The 24,657-nt window shown below is 43.0% G+C and carries 24 protein-coding genes; 18 read left to right on the forward strand and 6 right to left on the reverse strand.

The window, feature by feature from the left end; translation table 11 throughout:
* Window positions 1-16 precede the first annotated feature (16 nt).
* The 5 genes from FPL27_RS05405 (at window position 17) to FPL27_RS05425 (ending at window position 3,632) form a co-directional block, all read left to right on the forward strand.
* Window positions 17-955, forward strand: a complete 939-nt coding sequence (locus FPL27_RS05405) for a WD40 repeat domain-containing protein (protein ID WP_143960117.1) — start codon at window positions 17-19, stop codon at window positions 953-955.
* 49 nt (window positions 956-1,004) lie between these two features.
* Complete coding sequence (locus tag FPL27_RS05410; RefSeq protein ID WP_143960118.1) at window positions 1,005-1,877, forward strand: DivIVA domain-containing protein; 873 nt, start codon at window positions 1,005-1,007, stop codon at window positions 1,875-1,877.
* On the forward strand, window positions 1,877-2,242 hold the full coding sequence (gene folB, locus FPL27_RS05415; RefSeq protein ID WP_143960119.1) for a dihydroneopterin aldolase: 366 nt from the start codon (window positions 1,877-1,879) through the stop codon (window positions 2,240-2,242). Before FPL27_RS05410 ends, folB begins: the two co-directional genes overlap by 1 nt.
* Window positions 2,235-3,092 (forward strand): ChaN family lipoprotein, encoded by an 858-nt coding sequence (locus FPL27_RS05420; protein WP_143960120.1) that lies wholly within the window; start codon window positions 2,235-2,237, stop codon window positions 3,090-3,092. The genes folB and FPL27_RS05420 overlap by 8 nt, the downstream gene beginning before the upstream one ends.
* A 78-nt stretch (window positions 3,093-3,170) precedes the next feature.
* A complete protein-coding gene (locus FPL27_RS05425; RefSeq protein WP_143960121.1) occupies window positions 3,171-3,632 on the forward strand; it encodes a DUF4268 domain-containing protein in 462 nt (153 codons plus the stop codon).
* Window positions 3,633-3,753: 121 nt separating this feature from the next.
* Here the strand turns inward: FPL27_RS05425 and FPL27_RS05430 are convergent, their stop codons facing one another.
* Window positions 3,754-4,053, reverse strand: a complete 300-nt coding sequence (locus FPL27_RS05430; protein ID WP_143960122.1) for a HesB/IscA family protein — start codon at window positions 4,051-4,053, stop codon at window positions 3,754-3,756.
* A gap of 114 nt (window positions 4,054-4,167) precedes the next feature.
* On the opposite strand from FPL27_RS05430, the gene FPL27_RS05435 reads away from it, so the two are divergent.
* The 10 genes from FPL27_RS05435 (at window position 4,168) to FPL27_RS05480 (ending at window position 12,402) form a co-directional block, all read left to right on the forward strand.
* Entirely contained in the window at window positions 4,168-4,689 is a 522-nt protein-coding gene (locus FPL27_RS05435) for a DUF7935 family protein (protein WP_143960123.1), read from the forward strand.
* A 9-nt stretch (window positions 4,690-4,698) separates the two neighbouring features.
* On the forward strand, window positions 4,699-5,115 hold the full coding sequence (locus FPL27_RS05440) for a YkvA family protein (RefSeq protein WP_143960124.1): 417 nt from the start codon (window positions 4,699-4,701) through the stop codon (window positions 5,113-5,115).
* Window positions 5,115-5,834 (forward strand): NAD-dependent epimerase/dehydratase family protein, encoded by a 720-nt coding sequence (locus tag FPL27_RS05445; RefSeq protein WP_317129428.1) that lies wholly within the window; start codon window positions 5,115-5,117, stop codon window positions 5,832-5,834. The genes FPL27_RS05440 and FPL27_RS05445 overlap by 1 nt, the downstream gene beginning before the upstream one ends.
* 16 nt (window positions 5,835-5,850) lie before the next feature.
* Entirely contained in the window at window positions 5,851-6,303 is a 453-nt protein-coding gene (dtd, locus tag FPL27_RS05450; protein ID WP_143960125.1) for a D-aminoacyl-tRNA deacylase, read from the forward strand.
* A gap of 182 nt (window positions 6,304-6,485) precedes the next feature.
* Window positions 6,486-6,812 carry a nucleotide pyrophosphohydrolase gene (locus FPL27_RS05455; RefSeq protein ID WP_143960126.1) on the forward strand — a complete coding sequence of 109 codons (327 nt, stop codon included), beginning with the start codon at window positions 6,486-6,488 and terminating at the stop codon, window positions 6,810-6,812.
* A 200-nt stretch (window positions 6,813-7,012) separates the two neighbouring features.
* Window positions 7,013-7,894: a hypothetical protein gene (locus FPL27_RS05460; protein WP_143960127.1), complete on the forward strand. Its 882-nt coding sequence runs from the start codon at window positions 7,013-7,015 to the stop codon at window positions 7,892-7,894.
* 600 nt (window positions 7,895-8,494) lie between these two features.
* The gene (locus FPL27_RS05465; protein ID WP_143960128.1) at window positions 8,495-8,869 is read left to right on the forward strand and encodes a hypothetical protein; all 375 of its coding nucleotides are present in this window, start codon (window positions 8,495-8,497) and stop codon (window positions 8,867-8,869) included.
* Window positions 8,870-8,952: 83 nt separating this feature from the next.
* The gene (locus tag FPL27_RS05470) at window positions 8,953-10,626 is read left to right on the forward strand and encodes a sodium-dependent transporter (protein ID WP_235893373.1); all 1,674 of its coding nucleotides are present in this window, start codon (window positions 8,953-8,955) and stop codon (window positions 10,624-10,626) included.
* A gap of 113 nt (window positions 10,627-10,739) precedes the next feature.
* On the forward strand, window positions 10,740-11,702 hold the full coding sequence (locus tag FPL27_RS05475) for a hypothetical protein (RefSeq protein ID WP_143960129.1): 963 nt from the start codon (window positions 10,740-10,742) through the stop codon (window positions 11,700-11,702).
* Between the two features lie 322 nt (window positions 11,703-12,024).
* Window positions 12,025-12,402: a nuclear transport factor 2 family protein gene (locus tag FPL27_RS05480; protein WP_143960130.1), complete on the forward strand. Its 378-nt coding sequence runs from the start codon at window positions 12,025-12,027 to the stop codon at window positions 12,400-12,402.
* 1 nt (window position 12,403) lies between these two features.
* Here the strand turns inward: FPL27_RS05480 and FPL27_RS05485 are convergent, their stop codons facing one another.
* The 4 genes from FPL27_RS05485 to FPL27_RS05500 form a co-directional block, all read right to left on the reverse strand.
* The gene (locus tag FPL27_RS05485; protein ID WP_143960131.1) at window positions 12,404-13,144 is read right to left on the reverse strand and encodes a 2-phosphosulfolactate phosphatase; all 741 of its coding nucleotides are present in this window, start codon (window positions 13,142-13,144) and stop codon (window positions 12,404-12,406) included.
* Between the two features lie 81 nt (window positions 13,145-13,225).
* The gene (gene gcvT / locus FPL27_RS05490; protein WP_143960132.1) at window positions 13,226-14,323 is read right to left on the reverse strand and encodes a glycine cleavage system aminomethyltransferase GcvT; all 1,098 of its coding nucleotides are present in this window, start codon (window positions 14,321-14,323) and stop codon (window positions 13,226-13,228) included.
* Between the two features lie 120 nt (window positions 14,324-14,443).
* Window positions 14,444-15,103: a methyltransferase domain-containing protein gene (locus tag FPL27_RS05495; protein ID WP_185974303.1), complete on the reverse strand. Its 660-nt coding sequence runs from the start codon at window positions 15,101-15,103 to the stop codon at window positions 14,444-14,446.
* Window positions 15,104-15,580: 477 nt separating this feature from the next.
* Window positions 15,581-16,690: a DUF4221 family protein gene (locus FPL27_RS05500; protein WP_143960134.1), complete on the reverse strand. Its 1,110-nt coding sequence runs from the start codon at window positions 16,688-16,690 to the stop codon at window positions 15,581-15,583.
* 388 nt (window positions 16,691-17,078) lie between these two features.
* On the opposite strand from FPL27_RS05500, the gene FPL27_RS05505 reads away from it, so the two are divergent.
* Window positions 17,079-17,552 (forward strand): hypothetical protein, encoded by a 474-nt coding sequence (locus FPL27_RS05505; RefSeq protein WP_143960135.1) that lies wholly within the window; start codon window positions 17,079-17,081, stop codon window positions 17,550-17,552.
* 242 nt (window positions 17,553-17,794) lie between these two features.
* Window positions 17,795-18,172, forward strand: a complete 378-nt coding sequence (locus FPL27_RS05510) for a UvrB/UvrC motif-containing protein (RefSeq protein ID WP_143960136.1) — start codon at window positions 17,795-17,797, stop codon at window positions 18,170-18,172.
* 381 nt (window positions 18,173-18,553) lie between these two features.
* On the opposite strand, the gene FPL27_RS05515 is transcribed toward FPL27_RS05510, so the two are convergent.
* Entirely contained in the window at window positions 18,554-19,051 is a 498-nt protein-coding gene (locus FPL27_RS05515) for a hypothetical protein (protein ID WP_143960137.1), read from the reverse strand.
* 510 nt (window positions 19,052-19,561) lie between these two features.
* On the opposite strand from FPL27_RS05515, the gene FPL27_RS05520 reads away from it, so the two are divergent.
* Entirely contained in the window at window positions 19,562-24,616 is a 5,055-nt protein-coding gene (locus FPL27_RS05520) for a PAS domain S-box protein (RefSeq protein WP_185974304.1), read from the forward strand.
* Window positions 24,617-24,657: the final 41 nt, after the last annotated feature.

Consider the following 24,657-nt stretch of genomic DNA (forward strand, 5'->3'; position numbering starts at 1 on the left):
TTACTGCCTGCAATATATGTCAAATATTCAAGTAAATAAACTCCATACCCTTACTGGCCATAACGATAGTATTTTTGCTCTTGCCGAATGGGCTGCAAAAGGCATTTTCTTCACAGGCTCAGGTGATGGGATGGTGGTGCAGTGGAATCAAGCAAACCCAAAGGATGGACAATTACTGGCCCGCCTACCGCACAGTGTATATGCCCTGGAGATAGACGAAAAGCGTGGTTGGCTATTTGCCGGGCACAATTATGAAGGCATACATGTCATCGATCTGGATACAAAAAAGGAGATATGGTCGTTAAAAATAAGTTCTGCGGCCATCTTTGATCTCCAGGTCAAGGATAACCTGCTGATGGTCTGCACCGGTGACGGCTTGGTGATCATGGTGGACATTGAAGCTCGGGCTGTAAGCAGGCATTTGAAGATAGGGGAGAAAAGCGTCCGTGTATTGGCGCTTCATCCAAATGGGGAGGATTTTGCCATCGGGATGAGCGATCATACGGTGAAAGTTTTTGATTCCAAAGACTTCAAGCCCAAAGCCCATTTGGTAAGCCACCAAAACTCGGTTTTTGCCCTGGGATACCATCCGCAGTCAGGCGATTTAGTTAGCGGAGGGCGGGATGCGCACCTTAAAATCTGGCAGGCAGAAACATATGAGGAAAAAGAAAGCATTGCCGCTCATATATTTGCCATCAATTATTTATCTTTCAGAAAAGATGGAAGGTATTTTGCCACGTGCAGCATGGACAAATCAATCAAGCTTTGGGATGGGGAGAGTTTTCGCCTTCTCAAAGTGATCGACAAGGCCCGCCACGCCGGACATGGCACCTCGATCAACAAGGTGCTTTGGAGCAAATATTCCGACCACCTCATTTCGGTGAGTGATGATAGAACAGTTGGGATTTGGGATATAAATATAAGTACGAAGAACGAAGTACGAGGTACGAAGTAACCCCGTCATCCGACATCGGTCATCCGACAAAACATAAAACAACATCAAAATGAAAATAACACCCTTAGAAATAAGACAGAAGACCTTTGAGAAACACTTTAGGGGTTATGACAAGGAAGAGGTAAATGCATTTTTGAACAGCCTGTCCCAGGAATGGGAAAGGTTGATGGATGAGAAAAAAGACTTGCAGGTCAAACTTGAGCAGTCTGAAAAGCAGTCTAACAAGTTGCGTGAAGTAGAATCTTCCCTATTCCGTACACTGAAAACCGCCGAAGATACCGGCGCCAACATCATCGAGCAGGCCAAAAGCACCGCTGACCAGATTGTTAACGATGCCCAGATGGATGCGGATGTACTCAGAAACGACGCCAAGCAGAAATCCCAGAATATGCTCGAAGCCGCAGAAGTCAAGGCCAGAGAACTAATGGAAAACCTCAAGACTGATATCCAGACTTTGGTCGACAACTATGAGCACCTGCTTGAGCAGCGTCAGAGAGTGTTGAAAAACCTTCAACAGATAGCCACCCACACCATTGATACCATGGAGGATGCGGAAAAAACTTTTGAGCAGGCGGACATTTCAGTGCATACCGATTTGATAGAGCAGTTGAGCCAAGAGGGCTCTTTCGAGACCTTCGTGGGAGGTGTGCCAGCTCAAATGGAGGAAGTCCAAGCAGAAGTAGATCAAAAGAATGAGCAGCCGGAAGAGATCGAAGAGCAGGTAAAGGCCGAGCAGCAAGAAGAAGCCATGGAGGAGAAAGAAGAGCCGAAAAGAATCGAAGAGGAAGTTGAGGAGCCCGTTGAAGCGAATGTGGAGGAAAAGGAAGAAGAGAAACGTAAAGTGGAAGAGCAGAAGCCAAGTCCTACCGTTCAGGCTGAGAAGAAGCAGAGCTCCGGTTCTTTCTTTGACCAGTTTGACTGATGGGGAGAGTTTCGCTGGAAGGAATTGAATTTCATGCCTACCACGGGGTGTTTTCCGAGGAGAAAAAATTGGGAAACAGGTTTACGGTAGACATGCATGTCGATACAGACTTTAAGAAAGCCATGTTGGATGATGACCTTCATGCCACCGTGGACTATTTTAAGCTTTACACCATTGCCAAAGCCCATATGCAGGAGCCGGTAAAGTTGCTTGAGCACCTGGGACACCTGATGCTGCAGGATATATTAAAGATCTATCCTGAGGTCAAGCAAATTGAAATCATTATCAAGAAACACAACCCCGCTCTGGGAGGAGTGGTGAATTATTCCGTAGTCAAAGTAGCCTACCCACAAGATTATGTATAGATTTTTGCTCGTATTTTTTCTAACCACTTTTACTTTTCAGATGCAAGCTCAAACCGTCCCTTACAGGATATTCAACTCTCATGGTGAGGAAGTGAGTTTGGAGTACATGGCTGAGGAGGCCGCCTCCAATCAAGTGGTGCTTTTCGGCGAACTCCATAACAACAGCCTTGCTCATTGGCTTCAGCTTCAGCTGCTGAAAAGCTTACATAGGGAAGGAAAAGACATGGTGTTAGGCGGGGAGTTTTTCGAAAGGGATGACCAACTCAACATCGAGGAGTGGTTTGCCGGGCTGATTAACGAAAAGAATTTTGAGGCTGAGGTGAAGCTTTGGAATAATTACCAGACAGACTATAAGCCATTGATTCAGTTTGCCCAATCCAATGACATACCTTTCGAAGCGACAAATGTTCCCCGTAAGTACGCATCAGCGGTAAGTAGAGGAGGATTTGAGGTTTTGGAGGAATTGTCGGACGAAGCAAAAAGATATGTTGCGCCATTGCCCATAGAGATTGACCGGGAACTGCCGGGCTATGTGGGCATGAAGGAAATGATGCATGGCAGTCATATGAACGCTGATCATATGGTCGCCGCTCAAGCACTCAAGGATGCCACCATGGCCCACTTTATCGTAAAAGGCCTGCAGGATCGGGAGTTGTTTTATCACATCAACGGTTCCTATCACTCCAACAACTATGAGGGGATCGTTTGGTACCTCAACCATTATCAGGAAGGGCTTTCTATCATGACCATCACCCTCGTGGAGCAGGATACCGAGGAAATTGATGAGGAAACCAAAGCCAAGGCGGATTTTATCATAGTGCTGCCTACGGATAGTCCGAAGAGTTATTAGAGCGCTGGGCACGGAGCGCTGTCCCCCTAGACTTCTTCCGTCTTCGGTCTACTGTCATTCCAAGATAAGAATATAAAAATGTACAAGAAAGCAGAGATAGCCAAGACGAAGAAGGAGTTTTGGACCGCCTTTGGGGCATATATGAAACCTGTTCCATCGGCTGAGGGAACCCGGGTAAATTGGCAGAATTATAAAACGGGGGTGAAGCAGCTTTTTTTCAGGATGAAGGCCGAGCGGGGATTTGCCTCCATTGGGATTGAACTCAACCATCCCGATCTGGATATCCAGGAACTCCAATACGAGCAGTTGCTCATGTTCAAAAAGATGCTACATTCCATGTTGGGCGAAGAGTGGGAGTGGTCCTATGCCCAGCCCGACGAATACGGCCGCCCTGTCTCAAAAGCCGAAGCAGTACTAAATGGCGTCAGCGTCATGGAAAAAAACGACTGGCCCAAGATCATCTCTTTCCTTAAGCCAAGGGTAATTGTGTTGGATGAGTTTTGGAGCAATGTGAGGCATGGGTTTGAGGAGTTGAAGTAGCCGCTTTGGTGATGAGTCGGGACAACGACAACCATGACAACAATAATTTCCGGAGGCACTCCGGAAGAGTGGACAACCCTGACAACCACGAAACGTCCTTCGTACCTCGTACTTCGTATTCTTACTTCCTATCCGGATTCACAAACGTAAACCCCCTCGCATCCGAGCCATCAAAAAAGTCTATCTGCATGCCCATTAGGAACATCACATGTCTTTTTTCCAACAAAACAGGAATGCCCTCCAAGTCAAACTTCTCATCGCCTTCTTTGGGTTTGTCGAAGCCCAGTGCGTAGGCCATGCCGCCACAGCCCCCGCCTTTTACCCCCACACGGAGGCAATAGTCGGCCGGTATGTTTTTGTTGGCCATGATATTACGGATTTCGGCCTGGGCCTTTTCGGTGATTTTGATGGGTATGATCATATACTCACAATGGTATTTGGTACGCTATGAGTTCAAAATTATGCATAAATTAAATCCTAGCACAGTTTTATCCCTACCAAATTATTTAAGATATTCGAGAAACAAATCAAACCGATGGAATATATCACAGAGCTTTTGAAAATCATCCTGCCCGCAGGTCTAGTCATTTATGGCATGTACATCATCGCGGTATCATTTTTGAAAAGGGAAAGGGATAACAAGCTGATCGAACTGAAAACAAAGAACACGGATACCGTGTTGCCAATAAGACTGCAGGCCGGTGAGAGACTGTGCCTTCTGCTGGAAAGGATTACGCCCAACAACCTGGTTCGCCGGGTAAACGATGGGTCCTTTTCTGCCAGGGAGCTCCATGCTGTTCTCCTATCTGAGGTAAGAGAGGAGTTTAACCATAACCTCTCCCAACAAGTGTACTTTTCCGACGAAACTTGGGAAAGTGTCCGCAAGGCTGTGGAGGACGTGATTACCATGATCAACCGGGCCTCACAGGATCTCAATGAGGAGGCAAAAGGTTTAGAACTCGCCAAGAGAATCTTCCAGCTTTCCTTAGAGCAGAAAATGGACAGCATCAAACGTGCCCTGCAAATGGTAAAATCAGAGATCAGGATTTACTACTAAACTACATTTATGGCAACTATTAAAGATACCGCAGAGAATATTTTTCAGAGAGCAAAACTCCTTTATTTAGACCAGGCCCAGAAGATTTCCAAAAACGACGTCAAACTCAAAAAACTCATGGATTCGGCCTCGGTGAAACTGCAGAAATTCAGCAAGAATCCACAAGTGGTCGAAATGATCGGCCATGTAGACGTCCTGTTCAGAATGATCCGCGCCCATGTCAACGGAAGCTACAAAGGCTTTTCGACAAAATCTTTGGGTATGATTGCTTTGGGCTTGGTGTATTTTGTCACCCCTATAGATCTGATTCCTGACTTCATTCCCGTAATCGGATATGTGGATGACCTTACCGTATTGCTGGCCGTGATCAAAACCCTGCAATCTGACATTCAGAAGTTTGTTCTTTGGGAACAATCCTATAAATAATGATAAACCGTATAGCCATAGTGGCCGGAGGTTCCGGATTGGTGGGCATGCAGCTTTTGCACCAACTCTTCAAGCATAAGGAATATGATGCCGTCATCGCGATTGGCAGGAGGCACCTTGCACTCAAACACTCCAAGCTTGCCCAACTGGAAGTGGATTTTGACAATTTAACCAAAACTGACCTGGTAGAAGGTTTGAGGGTTGATGATTTTGGTGGAGAAAACCAAGGTATCATTGCTGCCCTGGAATCAGGAGAAGCTGAGATTCACGCCTTCTGCAGTCTCGGTACTACTATCAAAAAAGCAGGAAGCAAGGATGAGTTTTTCAAAATAGACCATGATTACGTGATCAATTTTGCTAAATGGACTTTTCAACTCGGAGCCAGAAAATTCCTTTATGTCAGTGCCATAGGGGCCGATCAGCAGAGTTCCTTTTTCTACAATCAGGTGAAGGGCCAGGTGGAGGCAGATCTCAAACTCATCAAGTTTTCTTATTTGGGCATTTTCCAGCCCTCAATTTTGTTAGGACAAAGAAAGGAAGTAAGAGTAGGGGAAGATGTGGGTAAAGTTGTAATGAAGGCGCTCACCATGGTTGGGCTGTTTCGTAAATACAAACCCATTCAGGACAGCCAGGTGGCCCGGGCCATGATCCAGCATGCGCTCAAAAAGCCTAAGTTGGTGGTCGAGTACATTTCCTCCAAGGCCATGCAGGCCGAATAAATTGATTTAATTATTCATGATAGCAGTACTACAGCGGGTTTCCCAGGCGGAAGTTTTGATTAACAACAAGGAGACTAGAAAAATCGGTATGGGATTAGTGATCTTGCTCGGCATAGAAGAGGCCGATGACAGCGAGGACATCGAGTGGCTCAGCAAGAAGATTGTCAACATGCGAATTTTTCCCGATGAGAAAGGGGTCATGAATGAAAGCATCCTCGACCATTATGGCGATGTGCTGCTGATCAGCCAGTTTACCTTACATGCCAGTACTAAGAAAGGCAACAGACCTTCCTACATCAAAGCAGCCAAACCTGATACCGCCATTCCATTATATAATAATTTTGGGAAAACATTGTCCGCCGAACTCAAAAAAGCTGTGGTGACCGGTGAATTCGGGGCGGATATGAAGGTTACCTTGACTAATGACGGTCCGGTGACTATTATTATGGATAGTAAGAATAGGGTGTGAGGGAGAAGACGGAAGATGGGAGACGGGAGACGGGAGAAAAAAAATGGTGAAAAAAGCTGAGAGAGCACCTTTTCACCATCTTTAAAAAGAAAAAACCATATATCACAAAGGTAGGCCGCTGGACAAAGCGTGTCAATACCGCGATCGCGGTATATTTGGCCTTAATATCAAGTTTTTTTGCCATGACTATAGAAGAAGCACAGCAACTGGTGGACAAATGGATCACCACAGTAGGGGTTAGGTACTTCAATGAACTGACCAATATGGCCATCCTGACCGAGGAGGTTGGCGAACTTGCCCGCATTATCGCCCGCCGATATGGAGAGCAATCCTTTAAAGAGTCAGATAAGGACAGAAATATGGAGGACGAGATGGCTGATGTGCTCTGGGTGCTCATTTGCCTCGCCAACCAGACGGGCGTGGATCTCACCAAAGCCTTGGAGAAAAACTTTGAAAAAAAGAACATTAGGGATAAAGACCGCCATAAAAACAACGACAAACTTCAGTAGACTGAAGTTTTTTTATTTTATCTGGCAAGTAACTGAGAATCAGTAGTATTATTTTGATGCATTATTTTTAAAACCAATTAAATTCATTTTATATAACCAATAATATATCTTAAAATAGGTATTTTTTAACCTGAAAGATTGGTTTTTTGTCTTAAAACAAAATGTTTTTACATTGCTTATGTTTAACCATTTTTATAGACATGAGAAAGCTAAATATATTTGCCTCAATGGCCATGCTCGTAGGAGCTTTTGTATGGGTTGCCTGTTCGAGTGAAGATTCCTTCGAAAGGGCCAATGAAGAAGAAGTTCAGGATGTAAATACTGAATCCGAGATAGCAGCATATTTCAACGATGCCTTTGATATGGGGCAGGCGGTGGATGCACAGGGTCGACAGCAAGGGGGTGCCAATATGCGTATTGCAGGCAGTGAGATTGATGATTTGAGGTTGAACTGTGCTTCCTTAACAATAGATTTAGATATTTCTGAAAGCTTTAGCCCGGTAGGGGATATATGGATAGACTTTGGTGACGGATGTGATGACGGCCAAGGAAATATCCGAAAAGGTAAAATTCAGATTGAATATAAAGGTGGGGAATTCCGTTTGGAAGATGACAACATGGGGATGGAAATGTACACCAGCATGATTTTCCACGGCTATGAGGTAAATGATCTTAAGATAGAGGGAAGATATGATCAGACGATGATTATTGACGAAGGACAGGTTGATTTACTTTCCGAACTTATAGGCGGTAAAGTTACCTGGCCTGACGGTACATATGCTACTAGGGAAAGTGATCTGACGGTTAACATGGTGCTGACAAATTCCACGGACTTTAAATCTACCCTTACTGGCAGCGCTCTGGGCATGACCCAAGAAGGCGAGCCGTACGCTATGGTAATCACTGAAGGCTTGCAGGTGGACCGAAACTGCACCATGAAAGGTAACCTTTACCCAACCTCAGGTATCAAAACTCTCGTTGTAGGTGAAAAAGAATACATCATCAACTACGGCAACGGCCAATGTAACAACGAAATCACCATTACTACTAATGGACAGACGAAGGTACATACTTTGAAATAGGTGTATGGTTTATTCGGCCTGCGGCCTGGTTTATAGATTAAGGAGCTTCGTATAGGAGCTCCTTTTATTACATCATCATTCAACATTTTTAGGTACTAAGTACCAGTGAATTAAGACACGGTCTAGATTGCTTCAGTCGTCGTTCCTCCTCCATCGCAATGACGAAGTCCGTCATTGCGCTAAGTCCCGGGTTGCTTATCGGATCGGGAAACCCGACCAGCCTGTACTTCCAGAGAATAAGTCGGGTGAAGCAGGTCCGTCATTGCGAACCCGACCGGCCTGTACTTCCAGAGAACAAGTCGGGTGAAGCAATCTTAACCCGTGATTTAGACGAAGTCTAGATTGCTTCAGTCGTGCCTCCTTCGCAATGATGAAGTCCGTCATATTAATGAAGTGGGATACCCTATTTACGAAAGACGTATCGGGAGGATTGAGGGGTTTAAATGGATCGGGGAATGCAAATCCCCCAATATTTGGATATGATATAATAATTTTTTTGAATAGTTGAGAACAAAGCTTCCTCTGCAAATTTTACTTATTAAAATACATTGCCATTGTGAAAATTTACTTTACATTTGATTTGCTATTTGCATGTTATCAGTGGGAAATTCTAACTTTGCGTATGGGGTATTATTTGTCCTGTTTGTACTCTTTGGAGTTCAATTTACCACTATTGATAAAAATCCTGGCAAAGAACAGATTGTCTGGGGATTAGAAAAGCCTAATTTAATTTCATTATTCGTTTCTAGTCAAAACCTAAAAATTGAAGCTGCATCATTTGAAGCGGTAGTGCCCTCTTTAAATACTTTTTCGTTTCCTACGAAGGAAAAACTAAATGATTCTGCTTTTTGTGATTTCACTTCGCGATCCTCCTTAAATTCCAATAGCTCAAAATCTTATTGTATTCCAAAATTTAAAGTTGGGATAGCATCAGGTATGTTGGATTACCTATATCCATATTTTTTCTTTTTTTGATTTTATCTAGGCTCTGCTCATGATAGTTGAGTGGAGGTTTTTTGCCCCCTTTTTATAAATCTTATATATTATTTCTATCCTTTATGGAGATTAAGTTAATGCCAAAAGAGGCGTGGGGCTCACGGTTGGGTCTCATATTGGCTATGGCTGGAAATGCCGTTGGATTGGGTAACTTTTTAAGGTTTCCCGTTCAAGCTGTGCAGAATGGTGGCGGAGCGTTTATAATCCCTTACCTCATCTGCTTTCTATTATTGGGAATACCCCTATTATTTATTGAATGGTCCTCTGGAAGATATGGTGGCAAGCACAATAATCACAGTACCCCATTTATACTGGATGGAATGGGTAAAGGAAAAATCTGGAAATATATAGGGGTTTTTGGCATTTTCACCAATATTGCCGTAGTAGCCTATTACACCTATATCGAATCCTGGAGTTTCATTTATGTGTTCCATGCCTTGTTTGGTAGTTTTGAAAATATGTCACAAACCCAGGTGGCGCAATTTTTCGAAAATTACATATCATTCAATACCAGCACCACGGGCATCCCTTTCGAGTCTATAGTTTTTTATGTGTTAGTATTGATTTTGAATATATACATATTATCCAAAGGATTGGGGGGTATTGAAAAGGCTGCAAAAATTGGGATGCCACTCCTGATTATCTTTGGGATAATTTTAGCAATATCTGCATTTACATTAGGTGAATCAGGCCGCTCGGCACAGTTTCCGGATGCAAGCGCATGGGATGGCCTTAATTTCTTATGGACTCCTCAGTTCGATTCTTTGCTGAATCCCAAAGTATGGCTGGCCGCTGCGGGCCAAATATTCTTTACACTTTCTGTAGGAATGGGTACCATACAGTGCTATGCGGCTTATATACGAGAAAATGAAGATATAGCGCTCAATGCTGTTTCAGCTGGATTTATGAATGAATTCGTAGAAGTGGTGCTCGGTAGTTCCATCGTAATCCCAATTGCCGCAGGATACCTTGGAATGGACTGGGTGATGGAAAATGCTGGTTTTGGTATGGCGTTTCAAACCATGCCTTATCTATTTCAGCAATGGGGCCAAACCTTGGCTATTTTTGCAGGGATATTATGGTTTGGTCTACTCTTCTTTGCCGGTATTACCTCCTCACTGGCTATGGGTACACCCTGGATGGGGTTTATGAAAGACGAGTTTGGTTGGGGTAAAAAGAGAGGCGCCTGGTCCTTTGGCTTATTGGCTTTGATTATGGGTATACCCACAGTGCTTTTTTACCAAGAGGGAGTTTTTGAAGAATATGACTATTGGGGAGGCACAGTAAGTCTGGTTTTATTCGCGCTGCTGGAGTCGATACTGTTTTCCTGGGTATTTGGTATCCATAAAGGATGGCGGGAGATCACCGAGGGAGCAGACATGAAAGTACCCCGGATATATAAAGTTGTCATTAAATACATCACCCCACTCTTATTGCTGATGGTATTTATAGGAGCATTGGTGACTCCAGAGGATAACGACTGGACGGCAAGTATATTGAACCTTTGGAATGGTGATCCTTGGATACTGGACAATCATTCCATTATCCGAAAACTCTCAAATCATGAATTAAAAGAATTGTTATTAGAAGCAGATACCCTAGTGGAAAAAAAGGAAATTGCGGATAAGCTTTTCTATTCTAATCTGGCCCGAATTCTCTTGGTATCTCTATTTCTGTTCATTACCTCACTTGTTTATTTAGCTAATCGCAAAAGGCTTTTAAAATCACGCATATGACTACGATAGCACTGATTATGCTTTTGCTTACCCAAGGACTGGTGACCGGAGCGATGTTGTATAACTTGATAAAAGTATTAAAGACTCCCACTAAAAAGTGAAATTGATTCTATATGAATTTTGAATATCTGATACCTATAATTGCATTTATTCTGGCGGCCTATTCGGTGATTGGCAATGATGTCATTCAGACCTTAGGAACCTTTTTGACGTCCAACAGGGAGAGAAGTTGGTGGATACTTTGGTTATATGCCTCTGTGATTCTTACTAGCGTATTGCTTTATGGCTGGTACCAGTATGGCGGGGATGTATCCTATGGTAGGCTGGATCAAATCCCTTTGCCGGAGAAGATGCACATATGGTACCTTCTTCCACCTATCGTGCTTATTGTTTTAACGCGGTATGGTTTTCCTGTCAGTACCACTTTTCTGATCTTAAGTATATTCTCATCGCAGGCTGTTATAGAAAAGATGATCCTGAAATCTCTTTTTGGATATTCATTGGCATTTGTGTTTGCTTTTGTCCTTTATATATTGATAGCCAGAGTATTAGAGTCTAAAGAAAGTATTCATAAATTATCCAAGAAAAAACACAAATCGAAATGGCTGGTCGCACAGTGGGTGTCCACCGGACTATTATGGATACAATGGCTCATCCAGGATTTTGCCAATATATTTGTGTATCTGCCAAGACAACTGGAGTGGTCTGAGTTGTTATTTTCTTTAAAAGTGATCCTGGTATTGATGGCTTACCTCTTCAAAAGCCGAGGTGGAAAAATCCAGGGTATAGTTAATTCCAAAGCCAATACCACCCATATAAGATCTGCCACTATTATTGACCTGGTGTATGCGTTAATTCTTTATTTCTTTGCCAATCTTAGTAATATCCCCATGAGTACTACTTGGGTGTTTATTGGAATACTAGCCGGCCGCGAACTGGCTATTAATTACCGAATAAATAAAGCTGAAATAAAAAGCTCTAAAATAATGATATTTAAGGATTTATATAAAGTAAATGTGGGGTTAATAGTCAGTATTCTCATTGCCTATTTGTTTGGATATCTAAATTTAGTTTGATAAAAAGAATTATGATTATATGCAATCTTGACAGCAATTCACTGAGAGCATTGATTTAATTAAAGTTGTGCTTTCTAACCCTTTTTCCATTTTAGCAAGAGAGAAGGAGTTGAAGAGAACGCTTTCAGACTACAGTCACTACTGTTGAACTGATCAACATGAGAATGAGAAAAAAATAGAGGGATGAAAAGTGAAACCTAATCCGAGATTAACTTTGCGCGACTCTGTGTCCCCTTTTTGCCTCTTCTTCCTTCATCCTTCGTATTGTGATTTTAAATTAAAGTGTTTAAATTCAGGATGTTAGGGTCAATGATGGAAATATATGCAGGAAAGAGAAGCAATAATCAGGAATTATGTAGAGGGCTATAATAATTTTGATGTTCCTCAAATGACCCAGGATTTTTCGGAGGACATCATATTCGAAAACATTCAAAATGGAGAGCTTACCATGAGCCTGAGGGGAAAGAAAGATTTTTCCCGTCAGGCCGAGCAAGCCACCAGCTACTTTTCAGAAAGGCATCAAAGGATTAATAAATTCAGGCACGAAGAAACCCTTACGGAAATTGGAATTGAATACTATGCCGTGGTCGCATCCAACCTTCCCAATGGATTATCAAAAGGCCAAGAACTCAAGCTTAATGGTAAGTCTGTTTTTAAGTTTGATGGACTCAAAATTGTTAAATTAACTGATGTGATTTAAGCTAGCTTTGTTCCTCGTACCTCGTCCTTCCTCTTTCGTACTTCACCAAAACCCCTCCATCAACTCTGGCCACCAACTCATACTTATCCACTGCCAGGCAGAAGTCAATATCGGCTTCAATATTGTGGTTTTGTAGGCGCTTGGCGTGGGAGGCTTGGGCGAGGAAACCGTTGATGTCTTCTTTATTAGCCAGGTAAAGGGCTCTATTAGCCAAGGCTCCGTCACAGTCGTAAGTGTGGGTTTCTGAAAGTGCTTCAATTAGGGCTCCTGCATAGAGGGAATCCTCTAAGTTATATTTTCCTTTCCAGCCTGCACAGTGGATGATTATATCATGCTCTTTTTCCTTCAGGTATTCTGCCGTGGCGTGAAGGTTTAAAAATGCTCCTACCAGAATCTCCGCAGACCCGTTTTTAGATTTCTCGATTGCCAAGGTTCCGTTGGTGGTGGTCATGGCGACCTTTTTATGTAGATAGGCCTCATCAAGGTAGCTCAACGGGGAATTGCCTAGGACAAAGCCCTCGGCTGTTTTTCCGTTTCTTTCCCCGGCTATCACATAATCCTCGCTCGCCATTTGTCGGCAAGTTTCAAGATTTTCAACCGGGGTGATACTTTGCACCCCATTGGCCAGCGCGGTGACCATGGTGGAGGTGGCCCTGAAAATATCAACGACTATTACAATCTTATTCTCTAGCTCATATAGGTGTATGAGTTCGGGAGTAAGGCAAACTTCTATATTTCTCATAATACAAAAATAGCTTCCAGGTTGGTGGAAGCTATTGTTTTTTGGTTTTTTTAGGGAAGACGGAAGACCGGAGACCGAAGACTACTTCTTGTAGAGAGGTAGTTTCTCGATGGTGGCCTCCAGGTTTTTGTTTCTGATCTGAATGCCGATGTACTCTCCTTCTCCTGCAAATTCCTTCTTGACATAACCCAAGCCGATACCCAATCCCATGGATGGAGATATGGTGCCTGATGTTACCTTGCCAATAGGCTCGCCTTCAGTATTGACAATGGTGTATCCTGCTCTTGCAATGCCTTTTTCGTGAAGGATAAATCCTACCAGCTTTCTTTTAATACCTTCTTCTTTTTGCTTCTTCAGATTTTCGCTGTTGACAAAGTCCTTGGTGAATTTGGTAATCCAACCCAAGCCTGCTTCAAGCGGAGAGGTGGTGTCGTCGATATCATTTCCGTAAAGGCAGTAACCCATTTCAAGTCTGAGGGTATCTCTTGCTCCAAGGCCAATTGGCTTGATGCCGTATTCCTTTCCAGACTCCATTATGGCGTTCCATACTTTCTCGGCATGCTCATTTTTCACATAAATCTCAAATCCTCCAGCTCCGGTATACCCGGTTCCCGAGATGATCACATCCGGTACGCCCGCAAATTCTGCCACAGCGAAGTGATAGAACTTAATTTCATCAAGCTTTTTCTTAGTCAGTGGCTGAAGCGCATCAGAAGCATCAGGGCCTTGCACGGCGAAAAGTGAGATGTTGTCCGAAATGTTTTCGAGTTCAGCGCCAAACTGTTTGTTATGTTTGTTGATCCACATCCAATCCTTGTCAATATTGGAAGCGTTGACCACCAGCATGTATTCTTCTTCGGCCATTTTGTAAACGATAAGGTCGTCCACAATGCCACCCTTTTCATTGGGGAAGCAAGCATATTGAGCCTGACCGACTACAAGCTTGGATGCGTCATTGGAGCACACGTATTGGATTAGGTCTAAAGCCTTGGGGCCTTTAACCAAAAATTCCCCCATGTGGGACACGTCAAAAATTCCCACAGACTTTCTTACCGTCTTGTGTTCCTCCAAGTCGGAGGTGTAGCGCACGGGCATATTATATCCGGCGAACGGCACCATCTTGGCGCCAAGATTCTCATGAATGTCGTTGAGCGTGACTTTCTTGGTAGTATATTCCATGTAGCTAGTTTTATGCGTAAAGTACAAATATAATAAATACCCGTATGGTTACAGGTATTTAATACAACAAAAGCTATATGGGATGGTTTTGAGGCAGGGAAACGGGACAGGTTTTATTAATTAACTCCCCAGGTTTTCCATTTTTAAATTTTTCTTTTCCAAATGAGGTTCCCCAACCTTTTTCCTAAAAACATAGACCTTATCGGAATCAGAATCAACCAATTCCAGTCCTTTACTAGACATAAAATAGTCTAAAGTTCTTTGGTGGTAAAAACTCACATGGGTAGGGTCCTGCCTTTTATGCCAATGTCTAAAACTTTCTTTTTCTGGATAGGTATTGGTCATCAACCCGAGAATTCCTCCGATTTTTAAGTGGTCCAGGAGAAAATCAAATTCCACGTTAGGTTCTTTGAATTTCTCTAGGCACTCAATGGCAAAAATAAAATCATATTGCTTGTATGGATGGGTAAAACCGAAATTGTAATCATTGTTGAAGCAGGTGATGTTCTCTTTCTTGAGCAGGTAGGTCAGGGTGGGGGTTGGCCCACATCCATAATCCAATCCTATCTCCTCCTCAGTGATATGAGGTAGCGTTAGTTTAATGACTTGACTTATATAATTAACATATTCTTGTCTTTCAATACTTTGGTTCCGGTTGGTAAGGATTTGCTTTTCTTTCTCTTTATCAAGATGGTAAACAGTATCAACAAATATCAAATAGCAGTCGGTACAATAATGATATATTCTCTTATCCTGAGGGATAAGAAGTGGGGTTATCATTTTTTCTCCACATAGCCTACAAGCTTTCATTCATAAAATATTACATGTTTTCCTAACCGATTTCAGGTTGTTTGTACTCGGAAAACATCGATGTAACTTATTGGTTGTCAGTCAATAGAGGTGTTAATTATTATTGTTGGTAAGGTAAGCTTAATTAAGCGAAGAGCAATAGGATTTTGAGTAATACATTGCGTTTTGAAGATAAAACATGTTAATTCCCTGTTTTTCTTAGCTATTTAGGCAAATAGGATTTTGGGCGGGGAATTGGCATGAATTTTCTGAAGGATTTGCGCTGATTTTAATTAAGATTTGAGGTGGTCTTATTTATTTTGGTTAAAAAAGGGGTGAGATTTATGTTTAACAAGAAGTATGGAGGGTTAGACAAAAGTACGAAGTAACAGGTCGGCCGTCATTGCGCTAAGTCCCGAGTAGCTTAGCGGACCGGGAAACCCGACTTCGTACCTCGTCCTTCGTACTTTAAGAAATTACTTCCAGCCTCACAAACCCCAACTCATCATCTACATTCTCATAGATCCACACTTTACCGTCTTTGACAAAGCTGCTGCTCGGGGTTTTGCTTAGGACATCCACTTTGCTTTCTCCAAGCACATTGAAGGAGCCGTCAAGGATGGTCAGGAATACATCGTATTTTCTTGGGGTATCGGGGTCTGCGTCGGGGGATTCAGGTTTTTGCTTGTAGGAAAATCTGTAGAAAACTTCTTTCTTCTCATCCCACATGGGAGCTTGGAAACTTATTTCCTGGTTGATTAAAGTGATCTCCTTGTGAAAGGTTTCTCTCGATTCCACCTCGTTGCGGTATTTTCCGGTTTTTGAGTTTTCTGTCAACTTATTATCATACTTGATGTAGGATACCGAGTCGGCGACTGGGTCATATAAGGCCAAGGTGTTGAAAATGGAATTGCTGATCAGGTATTTGCCCTGATGTTCCTGGATCTTAACGGCTTGACCACTTATTTGGACAGCGTTGCCGGAGCGCATCATGACATGATAATCCTGGGTGCGGTCAAAATCCTCCAGTGTGTATTTCTTTAGATTCTTGCCCTCATAATCCAATACGCCCAATTCTAAGCCTTTTTCGGTCCAGCTTCGTATGATTCCGACCAAAGAGTTGTTGTCCTCCGAAATCAGAAAGTCGGAAGAGAAATTCTCAAAGTCTTTGATGTTAAACTGCCTCAGTTTCTCCCCCTGTAAGTTAAAAACTCCCATTTCACCCCAGGTGCTGATCATCAAATTATTGCCCCTGTCCATTTGGACTGAGGAGACAAACTGGCCGGTACCGTTGGGGCCTTCTTTTTCAAAGGGGATCTTTTCAGCCAACACCAACCCGTCCAGATCGATCTTTTCAACAGTGGTTTGATCCTGGTCAAAGTTGTAAAACAACTTTTTGTCATTGCTAAGCGTGGATAGCCAGATGCCGTTTTTCAAATTGATTATCTCATTTCCTGCATCCACCATTACGGTGTCAAGCGAGAAACTAATAGAACCATATTGATTTTGTTCCTGTCCCTTGTCCGTCCCACAGGAAAACAAAAGGACGATTGCGAAAAGAATGTATAGATGTTTCATGTTTTGGAAGACCGGAGACCGAAGGTCGGGGTTTGGTTGATTTTTGACTAAAAATATTTTTAAAATTAAGGTAAAGTAATAAACTTTTAATTAAACAGCAACTTGAAAAAATGTTATCCTCATGGTTGTCATGCCGTTTTCGCCGCAGGCGAAAACGAGCTGATGTCTTGGTTTTCGTAGTTCTGAGGGAAAGTCAAATGGCTAAAGTGGCCCGTATGATGCAGAATCTGACAACCCTGACAACCCTGACAACCCTGACAACAGCAAATTCCGAAGCTTCAGCTTCGGAAAAGCGGACAACCCCGACAACATCCAAATTTTACCACACTAACAACTTCGCGCATACCTCATTTTTTACTATATTGTAAAGAAATATGCTCGGTTTGTTATGAAAAATCTATTCCTCATTCCCCTTTTATCATTATTGATACTGGCCACCGGTTGTCACGAGGCCGCAAATGAATTTGAGATGAAACTGGTCGGTACCTGGGAAATGGTCGGTTTCAATGAATATTTAGGTTTGGACTATGTAGAGGATTATACCTTTCACCAAAACGGAAGTTATGTGTACAGGCATTCTATGAGAGAAGTAGGGGAAAGGCAACCAGTTGGTTTAATTATGATTGAAAGAGGAAATTACAGTTATAATGGTACTGCCTTAACCAAAACAGCTACTTTCATGGGCTATAGGCCTTATGATGAATCCTTTGTGCCCGAAGATAGACTCAATCCATATCCAGTACCCGAGCCTGGCCAATTCGAACTAATCCTCCAAAACGACAACCAAGAATTTCTGATACCAGGTGGTATAGTAGGAGGTGATGTGATTGTGAGAGACAAGGTTTATGTTAGAGTGGAGTAGATTTTTAAGTACGAAATACCAGGGACGAAGTACGAAGAATTAATACGCCCAATAATTCCTCATTCCTAATTATCAATTCCTTCGTTCCCTTCGTGCCCTTCTTTTTCTTTGTGCCCTTGGTGCCCAATTTTTTGACCCTTTTCTGCCTAGGACACTAAATGTCTCCCTTTCTTCCCCATACCTCCATTCTCCTATTGCGCTCCACAGCTAATCCCCCTATCTTGATACAAATTTGATAGAACATGGACTTTGACCACAAACTTGACCAATTAAACTCAGCACTTGCAGCATCCGAACCAGACTGGGCTCTACTTCGCCAACTCATCCAGGAGCTGACGGACCAAGCGGGATTAAAACTTAAGGTGTTGGATTTTGAGTTTTACAATGATGCCCGCCTGGAGTATGCAGAAAAGGAGAAGGACCTGGCAACCCGCCGTCAGGCCTACGAGGAGGCCTCAATCTGGAGGGACAAAGTAAGAGAAATTCAAAAGCACATCGACCTCCGCAACGACCTGAGCTTGACAACCTCCTCCTTCCGCGTCGACCACGGCCACCTGTTCTATTTTCATACCGGCAAAGGGCTGCATGATCAGCAGGTGCTGGAGCTGTTGGCGCACTGAGCACTGAGCATGGGGCAAGTGCTGTTCTTTGAGCCCATATGGATTTTACTCGCAATTGCCCTATTAGGGCTTGCTGTTTGGACAGTGTCAGGTGTGGCTGCAAATGCCCAGGGCCATGGCCTCAATATCAGTTCCGTAGCTGGGATTTCCTCATCTTCATGGCATGATGAACACAACGATGAACCCCCTGTAGAGGAGATGGCATTTGACATCGAGATAGAAATTGAGGAAGAGGCTACGGTCACTTTTATCAATAAAACCGGAGAGGTAGAAGCGGTCCTGAAAGGCAACAGGACAGTGTTGGATAAGTTCAACCTGGAAAGGTTAGACAAAAGCTACTTGCTTGGCTCCTACGGTATCCATCAAGTTTACCCACTAACCTTATTTTCTATGATAGACATACATAGGGCCGTCCATAATACCCCGGCCGGAGTTGGTTATGGTACCGTTAGATTGAAAAAGGAGGTTTTCCTTTTCATCATGGCTATAGATATGAAAATAGTGGGGATCCGAATTCCATGTAATTAAATTTCCGGCCTCATCAGTTTCCAGTGTTTCCTCTAGGGTTACCCGATCGAAAGTCAGGATAATGATTTTCATCAAATCAGGGTTCTCTTCGAATTCCGCGATCTCCTCCTCATAGGTTCCTGTCAGATCATGCCCAAAATGGGTGTTGAACTTGACAAAGGTGCCATCAGCTTTCAACTCATAGGAATTGCTATAGGGCAAAGCGGATGATGGGGTCACCTCGTTTGTCCAGGAGCTTCTTACTTCTACAAGTTCCCAGTTGCCTACCACGCTCGTCTGCGGAGTAATCCCTTCATCTGAGCAGGCGGCCAAAAGCAAGGTGGCCATGGATAATAAAAAGAGCTTTTTCATTATGAAATTAATTGATATACCTACTAAACGTATAATACAAGGAATATGTCCTACAATAATATGAAAAAATGATCCCTTTTTGAGCTTTTCCTCGATAGGGTGCCAAAAGAGTTTCGGACCTAATATGCAATGGGAAAGCTAGCAACCTTCCTTTGTCAGTTTTATCTTGAAATATAATAATTCCGACGAATAATTTGGTTTTAATGAGCCCAGCTGTCCCAAAAAGTATTTATTGATTAAGATGTTATTTATCCCTATTTTGCGTTTCTGAAGGATATTGTCGGCCAGTTGTGATGGCTAGAATTATAAACTTGTTTTTCAGGGTTTTCAATTAATTCTATATGATTATCCCCAATGATCACAGTCTGCCTGCAGAAAAGACAGGTCGGCTCTTTTTATTCCCTAACAGAGGCGGAAGCAAAGAAGGAATGGGTCACATTAGCATTAGCCCAAAAATTAGACAGTTTTGTCCTAGTATTGATGCTATTACGGATTTACTTTAATCAAACAATGGATACCATTTATCAAGATATATTTTACCATTCCAGTACGCCATCGGCCATCTTGGATATTAATTCTCCGGATTTTACCATCATTGATGTCAATGCTGCTTTTTTAGAAGGGGCAATGGCAACACGGGAAATGGTCATCGGGAAAAAAGTGCATGATGCCTTTCCTGATTTGGGCAAAGAGACCAGCAAAGGACCTCATCCCCATTTGAAGTATTTTGATGCGGTATTGGAGGCCAAAGCAGCCCAAAAAATGCCCATCCTTAAATACGATATTATCAACCACTATACCGGGGAAAAAGAAGAGCGGTACTGGGAAGCCACCAACACCCCCATGTTTAACGAAAAGGGGGAGATTGTGAGGATCCTGCAAACCGTTTTTGATGTAACTGCCCATGTAGAGGATGTCTTGGCCAAAGGGCAAAAATCCAGCGGCTTGGAAGATGCGGATTCGAAGTTCAGGAATATATTTGACCTTTCATCGGTAGGCATTGGCCTGGTGGACCTTGATGGTAATTGGGTGGAGGTAAATCCCAAGCTTTGTGAAATCCTTGGCTATAGCCGGTGGGAAATTCTGCGTAAGAACTATCAGGAAATGACCCATCCCCAGGATTTGGAGGCAAGTTTGGAAGCCCATACCAAGTTGCTCCAAGGTGATATGGAGGTTTATAAAACAGAAAAAAGGTTCTTTAAAAAAGGAGGAGAAACGGTCTGGGCTTATATAAGTGTTGCCCTGGTTAGAAACAAACTAGGTGAACCATTTCATTTTGTGGCCCACATCATGGATATCACCGAAAAAAAGAAAATTGAGATAGCCCTGGAAGAAAGCGAGCAGCGATACCACTCCTTGTTCCTACACCATCCTGATCCGGTATACTCATTTGATACCCAAGGCAAGTTTGTGAATGCCAATGCTGCAACGATAAATCTCACAGAGTCCAGTTATAGAAGTCTGATGGGAACTTATTTTCTACCTTTGTTTCCTTTGGAAGATACCCGTCGAGTATATGAGAATTTCCTGAAAGCATCCGAAGGAAAATCCGTGAATTTCAATACCGGATTTGTTTCCACTAGGGGAACCAAACGGATATTAAATATTACCCATTTGCCGATTTATACCAATGGGGATATTGTGGGCGTTTTCGGAATTGCAAAGGATATCACCGAGGCGGTAAAAGCAGAACAGGCCGTTAGTAAGGCTAAAAACCAGCTTGAAAACCTGGTTTCTACCATCGACGGTATCGTTTGGGAAACCACCCAGGATTTGACCGTGAACTTTATCAGCCCCCAGACCACCGAAATTTTGGGCTACAACCCGGAAGACTGGTACAATAACCCGGAGTTTTGGAAGAAAAATATCCATGAGAAGGATAGGCAAAATTTCACCCAACAACTGCAGGCAGGCTTGGAAAAAGGAGGAAACTTTGATTTCGAATTCCGAATGTATGATATCCAAGGGAATTTGGTTTGGTTTAGAAACATGGTCACAGTCATCAAAGCCAAAGGCCAGCCGGTTATTCTCAGGGGGATAATGACCAATATTTCCGCTGCTAAGCAGGCTGAACAAGCTTTGGAGGCCAATGAGGCTAAGCTTTCCAAAATACTGGAAAGGTCGTTGGATGTAATTTGCACCGTAGATGATCGCGGGAAGTTTAGGGACGTAAGCAAAGCTTCCGAGAAGGTATGGGGATACCAACCTGAGGAGATGATGGGCCGGCCTATTTATGATTTTATTGCTCCTGAGGACCATGCTAAAACTCAAACTATAGGTGAGAGGATAAGGACCGGCAAGGATGTTACATTTTTTGAAAACAGGTATATACATAAAGATGGACACCTGGTGCCCGTGAACTGGACGGTTAATTATGATCGGGAGGAAAAATTGATGTTTGCTGTCGCCAGTGATATCACCATCAGGAAAAAAGCCGAGGAGGAACTGAAGCTGAGTGAGCGCAGGTTTAAGAACCTCGTTCAGAACGGGGCGGACATCGTAGGTATTATCGATATGGAAGCCAGATACAAATACATCAGTGCTAACGTTGAAGGAATAGTTGGCTTTACCCAGGAAGAAATGATCGGTGAACTAGGCCTCCCGTATGTTTATCCAGATGATCTGCAAGAGGTGCAGGAAGCCCTTGTGGAGATAAGTCAAAAAAAGATAATAAAGGCTCCTCACTATAGATTTGTAACCAAAGGAGGTAATTATATCTGGCTGGAAGTGGTGTTTACCAATCACCTGGACGACCCTGCCATCAATGGGGTTGTCTTCAATGCCAGGGACATCACGGATAAAAAAGAGGCAGAAATCCAGATGGAACTGAGCGAACGCAGGTTCAAGAATTTGGTCCAAAATGGAGCAGATATTGTCAGCATCCTTGACCCTCAGGCCAACTTCCTTTATATCAGTCCGAATGTAGAAGTTGTGATTGGCTTTACATCAGAAGAACTAGAGGGTAGGGAAAGTTTTATTATTATCCACCCCGATGATATTCAAATAGCACTACAAGCGCTGGAGGAAATTAAGGTAAAAAACCATATCAAACTACCACCTATGCGGTTTGCTCATAAAGACGGCTCTTATATATGGGTGGAAACGGTTGCCACCAACCGTTTAAATGACCCATCAATTAATGGTATCGTCACCAATTCAAGAGATATCACCGAAAAGGTAAAAGCTGATGAGGAGTTGAGGCTTTCTGAACAGAGACACAAGTTTATGTTCAACTTAAGTCCTATACCCAAATGGGTTTTTGATCCTGAAACGCTAAAGTTCCTAGATGTCAACCAGACCGCGATCAATACCTATGGTTATTCAAAGGAGGAGTTTTTGAGTATGACCATAAGGGATATCCGTCCCCAGGATGATTTGCCTAAGCTTCATAATGCCTTAACCAATAGTATCCCCCAATCCGGGACCATTAGATTCGGCACCCATACCCATCAAAAGAAAGATGGCAGTTTTATACAAGTTGAGGTCTATGGATATGAATTTGATTTATTTGGCGACAAAGGGGTTATGGCTGTGGCTGTGGACGTGACAGAAAGGGAAAAGGCCCTCTCCAAATTGAAGGATTCCCAAACCAAACTTCAGACAGCTCAGGAAATGGCAGAAATGGGTTATTTCCAAATTGATTTGGAGCAACAAAAGCTATTCTTAACAGGAGGTGTCTTCCATATCTGGGAAACTACCGAAGGACCTGATAAGGATGCGGATTGGTTTTTCAGTACTGCCCATCCTGAGGACGGCCAATATATCAAAGAAACGCTGGAGTATGCGGTGGAACACGATGAGATCCTTGATGCTGAATATCGCATCATCATGCCTGATGGACGGATCAAGTGGATTCACGAACTCGGAAAAGTGGGGTATGATGATAAGGGTAACAAAGTCTTTTTTGAGGGGACCGTACAGGATATTACAGAAAGGAAATCGGCTGAAGCCGCCATTCATGAAACCAACCAACGCTATGAATTGGTCACCCAGGCTACTTCTGATGCCATTTGGGATTGGGATATAGTTAATGGTAAAATAGAGTACGGGGATAGTTTTTATAAAATTTTCGATTACAATGCCGATACATTCAGAAAGGATAATCAAGGCTATTTAGAAAAGGTTCACCCTGAGGATTTGGAGAGGGTAGCCCAAAGTTTAGAAGGTTTTCTTCATAGTGGATTGCTCACTTGGGAAGAGGAATATCGGTATCAGAAAAGGAATGGAGAATACGTTCAAGTATTGGACCGGGGAATTGTGGTGCGGGATGCAGATGGAAATCCCTTACGCTTTGTGGGCGCACTTCAGGACATTAGCCAAGTTAAGCGCATAGAAAAGGAGGATCAACTAAGAATTTCCCTTAGTGGTATATTTTCTGAAAAAAGCACCCCTACCGAAGCCTTAGGTGCTGTAGTGAGGGGGTTATTGGAATTCACGGAACTGGACTATGGGGAATTCTGGGCTCCTCCTGTTAGTGGAGAGAACAAGCTGTACCTGGAAGCTTATGAGGGGGATTATGAGGAGAACCCCGGTGGATATCCAAAGAAATTTGAAAAGGAAACCTGTATTCAAGGATTGGCATGGAAGAGGAGGGAGGTAGTCGAGCTTTCGGATTTAGCCACCAACCCACATTTTTACAGAAAGGATTTTGCCAAAGCCAACGGATTGACAAGTGCAATAGCCTATCCGGTTAAATCCAGTGAGGACATCATAGCTGTAATTATCCTTTTCGCCAAGAAGCAACATCATGATTTCCAGGAAAGTCTTAGCCTAAGTCCCATTATTCTGGATCAGCTTGCCAGCAATTTTATCAGAAAACGTACAGAGAACGAGTTAAACAGCTTTTTTGACCTATCTGGTGATATCCTAGTGATTGCGGGATTTGATGGATACTTCAAAAAGATGAACAAGGCCGTCAGCAATGTTTTGGGTTATACTGTAGAAGAAACGCTCGGTATTCCATTTATGGAAGTAGTGCATCCTGAAGACAGGGAAAAGACTACCGCCGCCCTAGCCAAGCTTCAAACCGGTCAAACCTTGAGTTATTTTGAAAACAGGCTCCTGAACAAAAATAAGGAGGAGGTCTGGATGTCATGGACTGCCACTCCCTTGGTGGAGGAAAATCTCATGATAGCTATTGCTCGGGATATTTCAGAGCGCAAGCAATACGAAAGGGAGCTGGAAGCATCCAATCAACGTGTAAAGCAGACTTTGGAAAGCATACAGGATGCATTTTTTGAAGTGGATGAAAATTGGATCGTGACTTATTGGAACAATAAGGCCGAACAAGTCCTTTTCAGAAAAAAGGAAGAAGTCATGGGGACAAACCTTTGGGAATCCTTTCCTGAAGCGGTTGAACTCCAGTTTTATACCGAGTATCACCTGGTGATGGGGGATAGATTGGCCCGCTCTTTTGATGAATATTTCCCTCCAACCAAAGCTTGGTATGATGTGACTGCTTACCCCTCAGGAAAGGGAATTACAGTGTATTTCCGGGATATCACTGAGAGGAAAAACCTTGAGCTTGAGTTGATTGAGTTCAAAAAAAATGGTGAAAACAAATAAGCGGCTATAGGTGCGGCTATATTTCCGCACATCTATAGTTG

Origin of the sequence: Litoribacter populi (assembly GCF_007483685.1) — a bacterium.
Lineage (GTDB): Bacteria > Bacteroidota > Bacteroidia > Cytophagales > Cyclobacteriaceae > Litoribacter > Litoribacter populi.